We start from the raw sequence: 14,537 nt of genomic DNA on the forward strand, positions 1-14,537 counted from the left end.
TGCAACATGTGTAACCGCCCCATGTGCAAGAGGGATCTTCGGAGCTGGTCTTGGCGCGGTGTCGGGTGCTGACATGTGTCCGGCCTCTGATGCGGCCATTGTCATGCCGCGGGCCCGTATGGTGTTCGCGGATCAGGCCCCAGATCAACGCCACGTGCTCGGAGGCACTTTGTTACAGGCTGGTTCCTCTGATCCCGTCTCACGACCGTTGCGCCATACTGCTCCTTGCTCTCCTCCGCTCCGACGTCCTCACGACTGACGGTGGCTTTTACGCGGCCGCAGCCGGAGACTGGTAGACGCCGCCGCGGGTCATCAGGGCCCAGACGATCCGTGCCATCTTGTTCGCCAGGGCTACTCGTACCAGCATCCGCGGCTTGCGCATCAGCATCCCGCCGAGCCAGGTGCCCGGCTGTGCCGCGGCATGGACGTGGCGTTTGATGATGACGCTGTTGGCACCGAGGATCAGCAACCGCCTCAGGGAGCGTTCGCCCATCCTCGTCGTGGCCCCGAGCCGCTGCTTGCCGCCGGTCGAATGTTGCCGGGGTGTGAGACCGAGCCAAGCCGCAAAGTCCCGAGCCTTGCGGAACGTCTCGGGTGGCGGAGCCAGGACCGCGAGGGCCGTGGCGATCAACGGGCCGATGCCGGGCACCGTCATCAGACGTCGAGCGACCTCGTTCTCCTTCGCTTGCCGTGCGATCTCGGCATCAAGCTTGCCGATCTCTATCTCGAGATGGGCGAGCGCCACGACCAGCACCTGCAGCGTGGCGGTGGCCGGGCCGGGCAGACCACTGTCTGGATCCTCGACAATGGCGATCAGCCGTGCGGCATTGGCAGCACCTTGGGGCACGATCTGTCCGAACTCGGCCAGATGGCCGCGCAGGGCGTTGATCCCCTGTGTCCGCTGCCGGATCAGAAGTTCGCGCACGCGGAAGAGCATCGCAGCTCCTTGGGTCTCTTCGCTCTTCAGCGGTACGAATCGCATCGTCGGGCGCAAAGCCGCTTCGCAGATGGCTTCCGCATCGGCGGCATCGTTCTTCTGCCGCTTCACGAAGGGTTTGACGTAGGCAGGTGGGATCAGCCGCACATCGTGGCCTAGTTTTGCAAGTTCACGGCCCCAGAAGTGAGCACTACCACAAGCCTCCACAGCGACAGTGCATGGCGGGAGCGTAGTGAAGAAAGCTAATACCTGATGCCGCCGTAGTTTCCTGCGCAGGAGGGCTCGGCCCGAGCTATCAGCCCCGTGGACCTGAAACACGTTCTTCGCCAGATCGAGCCCGATCGTGGTAATCTCCGACATGACCGCCTCCCTGTGTAGATTGTCGCAGACCCACCTTGACACAGAGATGCCGCCGGGGGGCGGTTACATCATCAACGCCCCCCTGAGCCACGATGTAGCAGTGGCAGCGTTCAGATAGAACTCTGTCCTGGTCTATGTATAGCAGATCAACCTCCCTATAGTTACATCTGCAGATAGTGATCATTGATATGGACACGGCCTGCAGTCTATCTAACTGGACCGGATTATCATCCTTGGCACTTATTGTCGTCACTTCACTAATACTGTGGAGAGGGGGCACAATCCAACGGGTGAAAGTTCCTCTCCTGTTCGATGTAGAACTTACACACCCAGTTGCAGTTGGTGGCTCCCGATGGTTTCTATACTTAGGCATTTTAATGTTTGCCATACTTGGTGCGGTGGCCAGTCTTAGGACGACAAGCATCTGCGCGTCAGCAGGATGCCCACGAGGCATGCCAGGTCAGACAGCGTGGGTTTTTGCCGGGACTGTAAACGGATTGACTGGCGAAGTAATTAGAGGACCTTTTATTAGGTCTGAACTTACAGAAGTTAATTTTTACTCTGTTCCTGTAGACACGTGGATTACCCTTACTTCCGACAGAAGGACGATGATTGTCGGCTATGATAAAACCGGAACTAGTAGAGCGTTAGAGAGTCCCTTCGTAAATGGCAGTCGTGATGTCAATTATACATGTCGCGTTCTGCCTAAGGGTACACGCCTTTACGTAGCGGAACGTGAAGTTATGGGACCTTCACTGGCAGAGCAGCATGCTTGGTATCGTGTAAGAGAAACGCCGCCAGGAAGTTGACTTCGTAAGGTTCATTTTTAAACTATACTGAACCTATCTGCCTATTTTAAAAGCTATTATAGCTCCAAGTCAAAGTTTCTATTTTTCTTATATGGCTTCTCCATTTCAATTTTGCGCTGCCGTTCGCGTTCGCTGTCTTTCTCCAGATTTTTCTGGTGCCTTTTGCTCGAACCGGGCTGGTCGCGCCCAAGCACTTGGTTGAGCCGGTCGCGAATTTCGCCCATTTCTGCTTCCTGCGGGATGTCATGCCCCCAAGCAGTTCCGCAGCCTCCTGCAGCTCATGCAGGAGAGCGACGGCGCCGGCGGGCTGATCGCGCGGGCCGCCAACCGTTTCCTCGGCAAGTCCGACCGCGAGGCCGCAGGCGTGCTCTCCTCGGCGCAGCGCCACACCCACTTCCTCGACAGCCCGCGCATCACCGCCAGCCTGGCGCGCTCGGACTTCGGCTTCGCCAGCCTTCGCCACGAACGGACCTCCGTGTTCCTGGTGCTGCCGCCGAACCGGCTCGATGCCTACAGCCGCTGGCTGCGCCTGCTGGTTAGCCAGGCGCTTGCAGAGATCGCCCGGGACGTCGAGACCACCCAAGGCGCCCCAGAGGCCCCAAGAGCCGCGCAGAGGGCCTCTCAGCCCCTCCGGGAGCCCACCCTGTTCCTCCTCGACGAGTTCGCCGCCCTCGGCCGCCTGGAGGCGGTGGGGCGGGCCATGGGGCTGATGGCGGGCTACGGCCTCCAGCTTCGGCCGATCCTGGGGTCGCTGCAAGAAAGTGAGCTGATCGTACGCTGGGGGCGCACGCGGCGGGCCTCACTCCGCCGGCTTCATGCCTGAGCTGGCGAGGGCCTTGTAGAGGGCGGTCTTTCCGACCTTCACTCGCGCGGCGGCCTCCCGAACGGTGAGCCCGGCGGCGAGGTGGGCGCGGGCGCGGGCGAGCTTGTCGGGGGTGACGACCGGCTTGCGGCCGCCCTTTCGGCCGCGCGCCTCGGCCGCTTTGAGCCCGGCATTGGTGCGCTCGCGGATCAGGTCGCGCTCGAACTGGGCGAGAGCACCGAACAGGTGGAAGACGAGGGTGCCGCCGGGGGTGGTGGTATCGATGCCTTCGGTCAGCGACCGGAAGCCCACGCCCCTGGCCTCGAGCCCGCGCACGGTCTCGATGAGGTGCGCCAGGGAGCGGCCGAGCCGGTCGAGCTTCCAGACCACGAGAGCGTCGCCGCGGCGCAGGTGGGCCAGCGCCGCGGCCAGGCCGGGCCGTTCGGCCTTCGATCCGGAGACCTGGTCCTCGAACACCATCTCGCAGCCGGCCCCGGCCAGTGCGTCACGCTGAAGAGCTAGGCTCTGCTCGGCCGTCGACACCCTTGCATAACCGATCAGCGCCATCCGGCTCGCGTCTCCGTCCGCTTTCCCGTCCACCTATCATCTTGTCCGCTTGTCCGCTGTCAACGCATGTTGCCGGACAAGTCGGGCGCCGACCGCCAGACGGAGGTTTGACGGACTGGGCGTACGTCGGCGGCTGCGCGCTCGCAGAGGTCACGGCCTCCTTAGGCGCCCTGACGCAGGCGGCCGGTCTTGGGCAGGGGAGAAGACCGATGGCGAGGCGGCGGCTCTTGAGCGACGAGTTGTGGGCGCGCCACTTGGAGCCGCCCGCCGACGAACGCGAGATCGCTCGCCACTACACACTGGGAGCCGACGATCTGGCGCAGGTCGCGGCCAGGCGCGGCGACGGCAACCGGCTCGGCTATGCGCTGGTACTCCTTTATCTGCGCTTTCCCGGGCGCGTGCTCGAGGTCGGCGAGGCGCCGCCCGATGCCATGCTCGTCTATGTCGCCCACCAGCTGGGGGTGCCGGCGTCGGCGTTCGGGGCCTACGCGCACCGCGCCGCGACCCGGCGCGCGCACCTTGGACAAGCCATGCGCACGGGAGGCTATTCGTCGTTCGATCGCCGGGCCGCGCACGCGACGGTCGCCTTCCTGACGGCGGCCGCCCAGACGATCGTCCGTCCTGGCCAGCTTGCCGGCATCCTCGTCGAGGAGCTGCGCCGACGGCGCGTGGCCCTTCCGTCGCCGCTCGTGCTCGAGGCGGTGATCCGTGGCGCTCGGCGGCGTGCGGAACGCCTGGGCCACGAGGTGCTGACCGCCGGCCTGGATGAGGAGGCGCTCGGGCGTCTGGACGCGCTGCTGGACCCGCGCGCGACCGGCAGGCTGACCTGGCTTGGATGGCTCAGGACCGCGCCGCAGTCGCCGGCGCCGAAGAACGTGCTCAGGCTCATCGAGCGCCTGAGCCACGTGCGCGCCCTCGGGATCGACCGCGCCCGCGCCGGCACCCTGCCGGCCCCGGCGTTCGAGCGGCTGGCGGACGAGGGGTTGCGGGTCGCGGTGCAGCACCTCGCCGGCCTCAACGCGGTCAGGCGCCACGCCGTGCTCGCGGCCGCCGCGATCGCGCTCGAGGCGGCGCTGACCGACGCGGCGCTCGCCATGTTCGAGAAGCTCATGGCCTCGCTCGGCCGCGCGGCGGAGCGCAAGGCCGACGAGCGCGCGGCGCGCTCGATGCGCGAGGTGCAAGGCGACCTACGCGTGTTCGCGCTCTCGGGGCGGGCGATGATCGAAGCCCGAAGCCGCGGCGAGGACCTCGATGGCGCCATCGCCGCCAAGGTGGGCTGGGGCCGCTTCGAGACCGCGGTCGCACGCGCCGAGGCGCTCTCCGGGCCGGAGCTGGTCGATCCCACCTCCGAGCTCATCACGCGCCACAAGAGCGTCAGGGTGTTCGGGCCTCGGCTTCTCGAGGCGTTCGCCTTCGAGGGCTCGCCCGCGGTCAAGGACCTCATGGCCGCGCTCGAACTCATCCGCGCCACCTGCGCCGCCGGCAAGCGCAAGCTGCCAGCCTCGCCACCGCTCAGGTTTGTGCCGCGGCGCTGGCGCCCGTTCGTCGTGAGCCAAGGTGTCGTCGACCGCGCGGCCTACGAGCTGTGCGCCTTCTCGGAGCTCCGGGAGCGATTGCGCGCCGGCGATGTCTGGGTGGCCGGCGCGCGCCGCTACCGCGCCTTCGACGACCACCTCCTGCCGCGCCCGACCTATGAGGCGCTCAAGGCGTCGGGCCCGTTGCCGCTGGCTGTCGCGCCCCGGTTCGAGGATCACCTCGCCGAGCGCCGCGCCCGCCTCGAGGAGGCCGCCGCATCAGTCGCGGCGCTCGCTCGCGCCGGCGCGCTGCCGGACGTGCGTCTGGACCAGGCCGGGCTGGCGATCACACCCCTGCGCGCCGTGACACCACCCGCGGTCAAGACCGTCAGGCAGGCCCTTTACGACCGGCTGCCGCGAGCGCGGATCACCGATGTCCTGCTCGACGTCGATGGCTGGACCGGCTTCTCGGACTGTTTCACCCACCGACGGACGGGGCGGGCCTGTGACGATCGCGCAGCCCTCCTGACCTGCGTGCTGGCCGACGGCATCAACCTCGGGCTGACCCGCATGTCGGAGACCTGCCGCGGCGCCAGCCTGCGACAGCTCGCCCTCGTCCACGACTGGCACGTCAGCGAGGCGGCCTATGCGGAAGCGCTCGCGCGCCTGATCGATGCGCATCGCGCCCTAGCCCTGAGCGGGGTCTGGGGCGACGGCACCAGGGCAAGCTCCGATGGCCAGCACTTCTTCGCCGGCGGCCCCGGCGAGGCCGTCGCTGACGTGAACGCACGCCACGGCAACGAGCCCGGCGTCTCGTTCTACACCCACGTCTCCGACCAGTACGGGCCGTTCCACACCAGGGTGATCGCCACTACCGCCGGCGAGGCGCCGCACGTGCTCGACTTCTCTACCACCGCTCCGGGCTGGCGATCGAGGAGCACGCGGTCGACACCGGCGGCGCCTCCGACCACGTGTTCGGCCTCATGCCCTTCTTCGGCTACCGCTTCGCGCCCCGCCTGCGCGACCTCAGGGACCGCCGGCTGCACCTGCCGCCCGGCCTGACCGTTGATCCGCTGCTCGCGCCCTTGGTCAACGCCGGCAGCCCGATCGACATCGCGCATGTCGCCCGGCACTGGGACGAACTGCTGCGCGTGGCAACCTCGATCCGCTCGGGCACGGTGACCGCGTCGGCCCTGCTCAGGAAGCTCTCCGCCTACCCGCGCCAGAACGGGCTGGCGGTGGCGCTGCGGGAGACCGGCCGGCTCGAGCGCTCGATCTTCATGCTCAACTGGCTTCGCGACCTCGACCTGCGCCGGCGTACGCAAGCAGGGCTGAACAAGGGCGAGGCCAGGAACGCGCTGGCGCGGGCCATCTTCTTCTGCCGTCTCGGCGAGCTGCGCGACCGCACCTTCGAGAAGCAGGCCTATCGCGCCTCGGGCCTGAACCTCGTTGTTGCGGCCGTGATCCTCTGGAATACGCGCTATCTCGAACTGGCCGCCGCCGACCTCGGCGTGGGAACCGACACCATGCGCCACGTCGCGCCGCTCGGCTGGGAGCACCTCTCGCTCACCGGCGACTACGCCTGGGATGCCGATACCCAGCCGCCGCCGGGCGAGCTGCGGCCCCTCCGCACCAAGCCTTCCCTCCTCGCAGCCTGACCGCGTCAGCCGTTCCCGCCTCGTTCATCCTTAGCGCGCGCTCAGAGCACTTCCTTGCAGCGAGCCCAGCCTGCAGGACCTGAGCCAGCTGCGCGCCCTCTACGGCGCCCGCGCCAACACCTTCGTCGCCAACGCCGGCGTGCTCCAGACCTTCGGGGTCAACGACTACGAGACCGCAAAGGCCCTGAGCCAGCTCATGGGCCAGGCGACCACGAGCTACGCCACGACCAGCCACCGTCCCGGCGACCCTTCCTCGACCACCCACCAGCTCACCGGGCGCGACCTGCTGACCCCGGACGAGATCATGCAGATGCCCGCGCACCTGCAGCTCCTGCGCCTGCAGGGCTGCCCGATGATCCTGGCCCGCAAGCTCCGCTACCACGCCGACCCCGAGTTCCGTGGCCTCTTCCCCCCGCACTCCGCCGCCTGACAAACTCCCACCCGCACCCCCTGCCCTGTCCGACATCGCCCTGCGCGAAACCCTCGACCTCCTGGGCCAGGTCGTGGCCAGCATGTCGGCGCGCATCGACAGTCAAGGCGAGCGGATCGAGGCCATGGCCAAGGCGGTGGAGAAGACCCGCAGCGCCGCGAAGCGCACCGAACAGCAGACCGACCCGGCCGGCTATGCCCGCTTCATCGGCGCCGAGGTCGAGACAGCGCTCGATGGGGTCCTGGATGAATTTGCCGGTGCCGTCCTGACCATCCGCAAGGACCACGAGACCACCGCCGTCCGCCTGAAGGAGCTGGAACAGGCGGAAGAGACCGCACTCGAACGTCTGCGTCAGGAGATCGATGCCGCCGCCCGCTGGCGCAGGCGGGTGCCCTGGGTCTGGGCAGGCGCTGTCTCTACAGGCATCGCGATGACGGTGTTTCTCAGTGCTCTGTTCTAGGCAGCCCCCTTCACCTGCTCAGAGGCAGAGACGTCACCTGCTAGGCGATCAGGTCGACAGCGGATGGGGACCTACGTCATGGGAAGAGTGAGTTATCCACAGGCCCTGAGTGTTAAATCTGTGTTAAGTATGTGTTACGCCCCAAAATTTCCCCAACAACATATTGAAAATGATATAATTTTCTAAATGTCCGGTGTGTGAAAACACGTTAGACGGTGGGTAGAAGCACGAAGTTTGGTGTGTGAAAACACGTTGGTGCTTGACGTGGTGTGTGAAAGCACGAAAGGTAAGGCATGGTGGGTGAAAACACGAAAAGCCGGTCCCCCCTCCTCCCTGACCGGATGCAGCAGGGCGACTTCTTCGTGTGCGACATCTTCGATGCAGCCCCAAAAGGGGACATGGCATCCATGGAGCACCCGGTCTTCTCTATCTCTACGAAGCCGGACCTGAACGTGCGCCGGTATGAGAACGGCAAGAACTTCGTGGAGGTCACGCCATCCGTGAAGGGTCTCGCGACGGTCCATGACAGGGACATCCTGATCTTCTGCATCTCTCAGGTAATGGCGGCCATTAACGATGGTCATGAATCGGACGTTCGCCCTACCCTGCGGTTCAAGGCATATGACCTGCTCACGGCGACCAATCGCGGCAAGGATGGGCGGGGGTACGAACAACTCCGTGCGGCGTTGGAGCGCCTGTCGGGAACCCGGATCACGACCAATGTGACGACCGGTGATGTTGAAGTCCTGGATGGATTTGGCCTGATCGACCGGTTCCGCATTGTTCGCCAGACTCGCGATGGTCGTATGCAGGATATCGAGGTCACGCTGTCGGAATGGGTGTTCAACGCGATCAAGGCGCGCGAAGTGCTCACCCTGCACCGCAACTATTTTCGTTTGCGGAAGCCGTTGGAGCGGCGGCTATACGAGATTGCGCGGAAGCATTGCGGATCGCAGGCGGAATGGAGGATTGGCATTCAGAAGCTCAAGGCCAAGTCCGGCTCATACTCGACGGACAAGGAGTTCCGGCGGCTGCTCTCGACCATCGTCGCGGAGGATGCAGCGCACTTGCATATCCCCGACTACGCCATATCACTTGAGAACGACATGGTGACGTTCCGCAACCGGAACACTACGGCCCTGGCAAAAGCAGTCGATCCCTGGTCAGGACGGCTCGATCCTGAGGCTTACAATGACGCCCGGATCGTCGCTCCCGGCTGGGATGTGTACATGCTCGAACACGAGTGGCGCTCCTGGCTGGGCGAGAACGAGATTGAGCCCAAGGCTCCTGCCCGCCACTACGTGAAGTTCTGCCAGAGCTGGTATGAGAAGCGCGGACGCCCCTAGGCACACCCCTCACGTATAGGTTTATAGCTTCCTAGCTTTCGCACATTTATTCTTGCTAGCATACTAAGATAATGCAATCCTGCGGAAGGAGAATCCTAGGAAGTTGGTATGATTATCTCTCTGATTTCGCAGAAGGGGGGCGTCGGCAAGAGTGCGCTGGCGCGGCTGCTGGTGGTCGAGGTCACCAAGGCCGGATGGACGGCGAAGATTGCCGACCTAGACCCTGCGCAGGGGACTTCGACCAAGTGGAAGGCACGGCGTGACTCGGCGGGGCTTCAGCCGGACGTAGCGGTCGAGAAGTTCCGCACGGTTGATCGCGCGTTGAAAGAGGCCGACCGCTATGACCTGCTGATCTTGGACGGGCCCGCCCATGCGGAGCAGGGGGGCAAGGTCATGGCGAGGGCCAGCGATCTCGTCGTGATGCCGACCGGTTACAGCCTCGATGACATGGAGCCGCAAATAGAGGCCGCTTACGAACTGGAAGAGGCCGGCATTGATCCTGCGAGCATCCTGTTCGTGTTCTGTCGCGCCAAAGGCTCGGACGCCGAGGACAAGGCCGCTCGGTCTTATCTTCAGAAGGCTAGGATGTCGGTGCTCGATCCTGTCTTCCCGGAACTGGCGTCGATCCGCCAAGGGCACGCGGAAGGACGTGCTGCGTCCGAGGTCCCGTTTGCCAAGGTCCAGGAGAGGGTAATCGAGGTTGCCCAAGAAATTGTCGATCAGCTCATGAAGCGGCGGAAGGTGGCGGCGTAATGGCGAAGGGATTGCAAATCGCAGAGCCGCCGCGCCGCCGGAGTGAGGCTACGGAGCATCCCGCAGAGGTGTCGGGGACGGGCAGGGGGGAGAAGTTCACCCAAGTGGCCGAAAGCGAAAAGGTTCAGTTTAACAAGAGAGTGACACGCGGGGTGGCGGATGGCTACGAGATGCTGGCGATCCGGACGCGGAAGAAGGTGCCCGAACTACTGGCGGAAGCCTTGGAGCTCCTCGAAGGGCGCTACGGGAAAGTCTAGAGTAGTAGGAAACTAGAGAACTAGGACGACTCTGGTAAACAGCCTTAGCAGTCGCTGCTTGATCTGGACCACTATATGGTCCATGTTACTTAAAGTTCAGCTTGGAGCCCGTCCGATGCACGTCCCCCTGTCTGATGCCAAGGCTCGCCTGACCGATCTCGTGCGGCAGGCCGAGGCGGGCGAGGAGGTTGTGCTCACCCGCCATGGCAAGCCGGCGGCGCGGATCGTGCCGATGGCACCGGTCCCTACAGGCGCCGCCCGAAAGCTGCTCGTCGAAAGACTGCAACGCTCCGCCGTCCGGAACCTGCATCTCGGGCCTGAGGCCGCACGCAGCCAGGACTTCCTCTATGGCGACGACGGGCTGCCAGGGTGAGAGGGGCGGTTAGGAGGCAAGCCGCACGCGAGCAGGCAAGCCCTGAAGCTCTGGAGGCCGTGGTGCTCGACACCTCGGCCCTGATGGCGGTGCTTCTGGGGGAACCCGCAGGTGTGGCCTGCGCGACCGTTCTGGGTTCCGAGGCGCGTCTCCTGATCTCAGGGGGCACGCTGGCCGAGGCCCTGATCGTTGCGGGCAACCGCAGGATCGGGACAGAGATGGCCGCGCTCATAGCCGAGGGCGGCGTGGAGGTGGTGCCCGTCACCGCGACCGCAGCCGCGCGGGTTGCCGAAGCCTATGCCGCCTGGGGCAGGGGTCATCACCCCGCCGGGCTCAACTCCGGCGACTGCTTCGCCTATGCGCTGGCGCGCGAGACAGGATGCCCGCTCCTCTACGTGGGCCAAGATTTCGCAAGGACGGATGTGGCACCAGCCGTCTAGGCCTGCCTGCGGCCATTTCACACTGCCGGCTCCACGGGCAGATGCAGGGAAAGCAGTCGTGACGACAGAGGATATGAGTGCCTTCCTGGAGAAATGGCCTTGGTTTCGAGCCTTGTCCCAGACCTCCCGGGCATTGGTGCTTGAGACCGCCAGGGAAAGGCACGCAGCCGCCGGGACCATCATTGCGCGCGCCGGCGAGCCCAGTGCGCATTGGTATGGTCTCATGCGTGGGCTGCTTCAGATGTATGTCGTCGGCGCGGACGGCGCCGAGACCACCCTGTACTGCCTGCGCGAAGGCGAATGGGGTGGCGAGGGCTCGCTGCTGAAGGCCGAGATGCGCCGCTACGACCTGCGCGCACTGACGCCCGCGCACATCTGCCTGATCCCTGCACGGACGTTCGAGGCGCTGCGCCGCGAGTCCCTTGCCTTCAATCACTTCCTGACCGGGATCATGAACAAGCGTATGGGCGCATTTGTCGGCATGCTGGCCGCAACGCGTCTGCTCGCCCCGGAAATGCGGGTGGCGCGCGCACTGCTGATGCTGACCGATGCCCACAGCGAGGCCGCGCAGGAACTGCCGGTGCCGCAGCATGAACTGGCGCTGATTTCGGGCCTGTCGCGACAGCGGGTGAACGTGGCACTGGCGGCCCTCCGACACGAAGGGGTAGTGGCGCCTGCCTCGCCGCGCGGGCCGCTGGTGGTGAACCCGGCCCGGCTGCGCGTCTATGTGATGGAGGCGAGATGACACTCCTCAACGGTTCTTCATGATCTCGACCCGGCGGCGGTCCTGGGCACGGCGGTTGCCGGGGTCGCTCATCCCCTTGCCGATCAGCGCGTCGAGGGCGACCGTGCGCTCCTCGATCTGGCGCATCACGCTGTCCTGCAGCGCCGTCTTCGACATCGCGTAGGCGGTGTTGCAATCGGGACCGACGCATTTCGCCCAGGCGATGGCGGTGGGCAGCAGTTCCTCGGGCGCGACGATCTCGTGGAAGAAACCCAGCTTTTCGGCTTCCTCTGTCGAGTAGAGCAACCCGCGCAGCGTGGTCAGCGCGCCGACCTGCTCGCCCAAGGCATACTTGATGATCTCGACATAGGCAGCGGGCATGGGGATGCCGATCGGCACCTCGTTCAGGCCGAACTTGGCGGGCTTGCGTGCCGCGATGCGGAAGTCGCAGTCGAGCGCGGTGATGAGGCCGCCGGCGATGGCGTGGCCGTTGACCGCCGCGACCGTGGGCCGGGGGTACCGGAAAATCCGCAGGTTGGTCTCGCGGTAGTTGCGGTACCAGTCGCGGATCGTCTGCTCGTCGCCGCTGCCGAAGATGTCGAAGCTGTACTGGAAGTCGATCCCGGCCGAGAACACGTCGCCATGCCCGGTCAGCACCACGGGCAAGTCGGCGGACTCGGCCTCCAGCCGGTCGAAGGCGCCGTGCAGGTCGGCGAAGAACTGGTCGTTCTGGACGTTCACCTTGTTGGTGTTCATGCGCACGACCGCGCAGCCGTCCACTTCCTCGATGTCCCAGGCCATGCGATTCCCCCTCCGGTGCGGCTGCTGAGGTGAGCTTAGCAAGTGACACGGTATCGTGCTGTCGCCGGGGCGACAGCGAAGCAGCTTCGTGGGGGAGGGTTGCTCCACGGCCTGCGGCCGAGGGTCTTGGCGGTCCGCCCGGCACCTGCCGCTCCGGCCCGACCAGCCCGGCCGCGTGGACCTGTGGCCGGTGGAGGCGCTCGGCGCCTACCGGCACCATTCGGCCTTTCGCGCCGTCTACAACAAGATCAAGGCTGGCCAGGCGCCCGCCTGATGCAGGACGACCCCGGCCCCTGCCGCCCTCCTACCTGGTGTCCCAGGCGGCAGGGACCGGGATCATGCGCAGAGCCGTGAGATCGTGGAATGGTGCACCGCGTAGCTGCGGGCGATCGCCGTGATGCTCTCGCCCGCCTCGCGCCTCTCACGGGCCTCGCGCTGCTGATGCGGCGTGAGCTTGGGCTTGCGCCCCATCTTCCGGCCTTCGGCCTTGGCCCGGGCTCGCCCTTCGCCGGTGCGGGCGCGGATCAGCTCGCGCTCGAACTCCGCCAGGCCTGCCAGCACCGTGAGCATGAGTCGCCCATGCGCGCTCGTAGTGTCGGCCCAGGGGTCGCCCAAGGAGCGGAAGGCGGCACTCTTCTCTGTGATGGCACCTAGTACGTTGAGGAGGTCGCGCGTGGAGCGCGCGAGCCGATCGAGGCGCGTCACCAGCACCACGTCGCCGGGACGCACCTCCTTGAGGAGCCGCGCGAGCTGCGCGCGGTCGCGCTTGGCCCCAGAGGCGGTTTCGCGGAACACATGGCTCGCGCCAGCGGCCTTGAGGCTCTCAACCTGAGGCGCGAGCGCCTGGCTGTCAGTGCTTACCCGTGCATAGCCCAGGGTGCGGGCCAGCGGGGTGGCGGAGCGGTCATCTTCTGCACAGGACATATGCACAGACTAAGCTGCTGATCCGCTTGGGTCGAGCCGGCGGTGCGTAAATCACAAGTTCTGCACAACTGCCCCCCGCCAGACGCATCTGATGCGGGCTTCGACGTGAGCCCGTCATGGGTCGTTTATATTCAATGAGCTCCGCAGCGACGCTGGTCCAAAAATCCCGCAGGGGTCGACAGCCGCGTGACACAAGTTGACGGAAGCACTTGAACTCTTACATCCTGAACTTGGTACAGACCGGCTTACTTCTCGCGTTTGCCTTCAAGAATCCTGATCGGAACGTAGCGGATGGACCGTTCTTTTCACGGGCATGATGTCAGCCGGAGCATCGTGATCACCGGTGACGGGAATGCAGCGACGCTGGTCTTCGGCGACAGCGGCGTGCGGCTGCCATTCCGGCGGCTGCAGGTCCCGCCGCCGGAACGGCGCCGGGCACTCGCGCCCGGTGAGCGGCGCGAGCTCGACATCCTCAACCCGGCGCGGGCCGCCGTGCCGGTCGTCGGCCGGGCGAAGATGCTGGCCGATCTCGAGGCTTGGCTCACGGAGGAGACCGACCTTTCGGTGCGGGCGCTGATCGGCCGCGCCGGTTCCGGCAAGACCCGGCTCGCGATCGAGCTCTGCCGCCGCGTCGACGCCGCCCGGGGCGTCGCGCCTGCGGAGAGCGGTGGCTGGGTCGCCGGCTTCATCTCGGCGTCGGAACTGCGCCCGGTGGTCGAGGCCCTGGCGACGCGGACCTTTGTCGCCGAGCGGCCGACGCTGGTGGTCATCGACTACGCCGCTCAGGCCCATGGCGAGCTCGGCCGCTGGCTTGACCAGCTCGCCGGAGAGACCCACCCGGGCAAGCTGCGGTTCCTGCTGCTGGAGCGGGAAGCGCCGGAAGGGTTCGGCTGGTGGCACGAGCTGACCGGCTCCAGCCTGAACGCCGGCGCGGCGCGGCGCGACCTGTTCCACGATCCGGGGCTGCGCCCGACCACGCTGCCGGGTCTCGACGCACTTGAAGACCGGCGCGCCATCATGACCGCCGCTCTGGCGGCTGCGGCGCGGCTCCGGGGGATGGAGCCATCCCGGCCGGTGCCGGCAGCCGGCGAGAGTGCGGGTTTCGACGCCCTGCTCGGTGAGCCGCGCTTCGGCAATCCGCTGTCTCTGATGATGGCGGGGGCGCTGGCGGTCGACCAGGAGCCCCGGGCGGCGCTGGCGCTGCGCCGCCTCGACGCCGCCCGGCGGCTGGCGCGGCGCGAGCTTCAGCGGCTGAACGGCCTTGCCGAGCACGGGCAGGCGCGGGCCATGACCCATCTCTCGGCCTTCAACGGGCTGGCGGGCGGGCTGCCGGTGGGGGGGGCTGCCCCGGGCGCTGGCCGACGAGCTCGCAGCCGCGGGGC

The 14,537-nt window shown here is 66.1% G+C and carries 15 protein-coding genes and 1 pseudogene; 10 read left to right on the forward strand and 6 right to left on the reverse strand.

Annotated features, from left to right (window positions below):
• Nucleotides 1-268: 268 nt before the first annotated feature.
• The gene (locus H5395_RS14305; RefSeq protein WP_182793251.1) at nt 269-1,297 is read right to left on the reverse strand and encodes an IS110 family transposase; all 1,029 of its coding nucleotides are present in this window, start codon (nt 1,295-1,297) and stop codon (nt 269-271) included.
• Nucleotides 1,298-2,162: 865 nt separating this feature from the next.
• The gene (locus tag H5395_RS14310) at nt 2,163-2,330 is read right to left on the reverse strand and encodes a hypothetical protein (protein WP_182793252.1); all 168 of its coding nucleotides are present in this window, start codon (nt 2,328-2,330) and stop codon (nt 2,163-2,165) included.
• A 56-nt stretch (nt 2,331-2,386) separates the two neighbouring features.
• Between H5395_RS14310 and H5395_RS14315 the strand changes: the two genes are divergently transcribed.
• The gene (locus H5395_RS14315) at nt 2,387-2,929 is read left to right on the forward strand and encodes a type IV secretory system conjugative DNA transfer family protein (RefSeq protein ID WP_182793253.1); all 543 of its coding nucleotides are present in this window, start codon (nt 2,387-2,389) and stop codon (nt 2,927-2,929) included.
• Here H5395_RS14315 and H5395_RS14320 read toward each other — a convergent pair.
• A complete protein-coding gene (locus tag H5395_RS14320; RefSeq protein ID WP_182793254.1) occupies nt 2,906-3,475 on the reverse strand; it encodes a recombinase family protein in 570 nt (189 codons plus the stop codon). The two genes, H5395_RS14315 and H5395_RS14320, sit on opposite strands and share 24 nt — an antisense overlap.
• Nucleotides 3,476-3,684: 209 nt before the next feature.
• On the opposite strand from H5395_RS14320, the pseudogene H5395_RS14325 reads away from it, so the two are divergent.
• The 9 genes and pseudogenes from H5395_RS14325 (at nt 3,685) to H5395_RS14365 (ending at nt 11,451) form a co-directional block, all read left to right on the forward strand.
• Nucleotides 3,685-6,647, forward strand: a pseudogene (locus H5395_RS14325) (Tn3 family transposase).
• 79 nt (nt 6,648-6,726) lie between these two features.
• Nucleotides 6,727-7,077, forward strand: a complete 351-nt coding sequence (locus tag H5395_RS14330; RefSeq protein WP_255440690.1) for a type IV secretory system conjugative DNA transfer family protein — start codon at nt 6,727-6,729, stop codon at nt 7,075-7,077.
• 82 nt (nt 7,078-7,159) lie between these two features.
• The gene (locus H5395_RS14335; protein ID WP_182793255.1) at nt 7,160-7,537 is read left to right on the forward strand and encodes a hypothetical protein; all 378 of its coding nucleotides are present in this window, start codon (nt 7,160-7,162) and stop codon (nt 7,535-7,537) included.
• Between the two features lie 293 nt (nt 7,538-7,830).
• Nucleotides 7,831-8,883 (forward strand): replication initiator protein A, encoded by a 1,053-nt coding sequence (locus H5395_RS14340; protein ID WP_182793256.1) that lies wholly within the window; start codon nt 7,831-7,833, stop codon nt 8,881-8,883.
• 108 nt (nt 8,884-8,991) lie between these two features.
• On the forward strand, nt 8,992-9,636 hold the full coding sequence (locus H5395_RS14345) for a ParA family protein (protein ID WP_182793257.1): 645 nt from the start codon (nt 8,992-8,994) through the stop codon (nt 9,634-9,636).
• Nucleotides 9,636-9,893 carry a hypothetical protein gene (locus tag H5395_RS14350; protein WP_182793258.1) on the forward strand — a complete coding sequence of 86 codons (258 nt, stop codon included), beginning with the start codon at nt 9,636-9,638 and terminating at the stop codon, nt 9,891-9,893. The genes H5395_RS14345 and H5395_RS14350 overlap by 1 nt, the downstream gene beginning before the upstream one ends.
• Before the next feature lie 115 nt (nt 9,894-10,008).
• Nucleotides 10,009-10,266 (forward strand): type II toxin-antitoxin system Phd/YefM family antitoxin, encoded by a 258-nt coding sequence (locus tag H5395_RS14355; protein WP_182793259.1) that lies wholly within the window; start codon nt 10,009-10,011, stop codon nt 10,264-10,266.
• 62 nt (nt 10,267-10,328) lie between these two features.
• Nucleotides 10,329-10,706 carry a type II toxin-antitoxin system VapC family toxin gene (locus H5395_RS14360; protein ID WP_370576465.1) on the forward strand — a complete coding sequence of 126 codons (378 nt, stop codon included), beginning with the start codon at nt 10,329-10,331 and terminating at the stop codon, nt 10,704-10,706.
• Nucleotides 10,707-10,779: 73 nt separating this feature from the next.
• Nucleotides 10,780-11,451: a Crp/Fnr family transcriptional regulator gene (locus tag H5395_RS14365; protein ID WP_182793260.1), complete on the forward strand. Its 672-nt coding sequence runs from the start codon at nt 10,780-10,782 to the stop codon at nt 11,449-11,451.
• A gap of 6 nt (nt 11,452-11,457) precedes the next feature.
• Here the strand turns inward: H5395_RS14365 and H5395_RS14370 are convergent, their stop codons facing one another.
• From H5395_RS14370 to H5395_RS14380, 3 genes are all read right to left on the reverse strand, one after another.
• Nucleotides 11,458-12,231 (reverse strand): enoyl-CoA hydratase/isomerase family protein, encoded by a 774-nt coding sequence (locus H5395_RS14370; protein ID WP_182793261.1) that lies wholly within the window; start codon nt 12,229-12,231, stop codon nt 11,458-11,460.
• A gap of 336 nt (nt 12,232-12,567) precedes the next feature.
• Complete coding sequence (locus H5395_RS14375; RefSeq protein ID WP_182793262.1) at nt 12,568-13,155, reverse strand: recombinase family protein; 588 nt, start codon at nt 13,153-13,155, stop codon at nt 12,568-12,570.
• 264 nt (nt 13,156-13,419) lie between these two features.
• Complete coding sequence (locus H5395_RS14380; RefSeq protein WP_182793263.1) at nt 13,420-14,451, reverse strand: hypothetical protein; 1,032 nt, start codon at nt 14,449-14,451, stop codon at nt 13,420-13,422.
• Nucleotides 14,452-14,537 lie beyond the last annotated feature (86 nt).

It is taken from the genome of Paracoccus sp. MC1854, assembly GCF_014164635.1.
GTDB lineage: Bacteria > Pseudomonadota > Alphaproteobacteria > Rhodobacterales > Rhodobacteraceae > Paracoccus.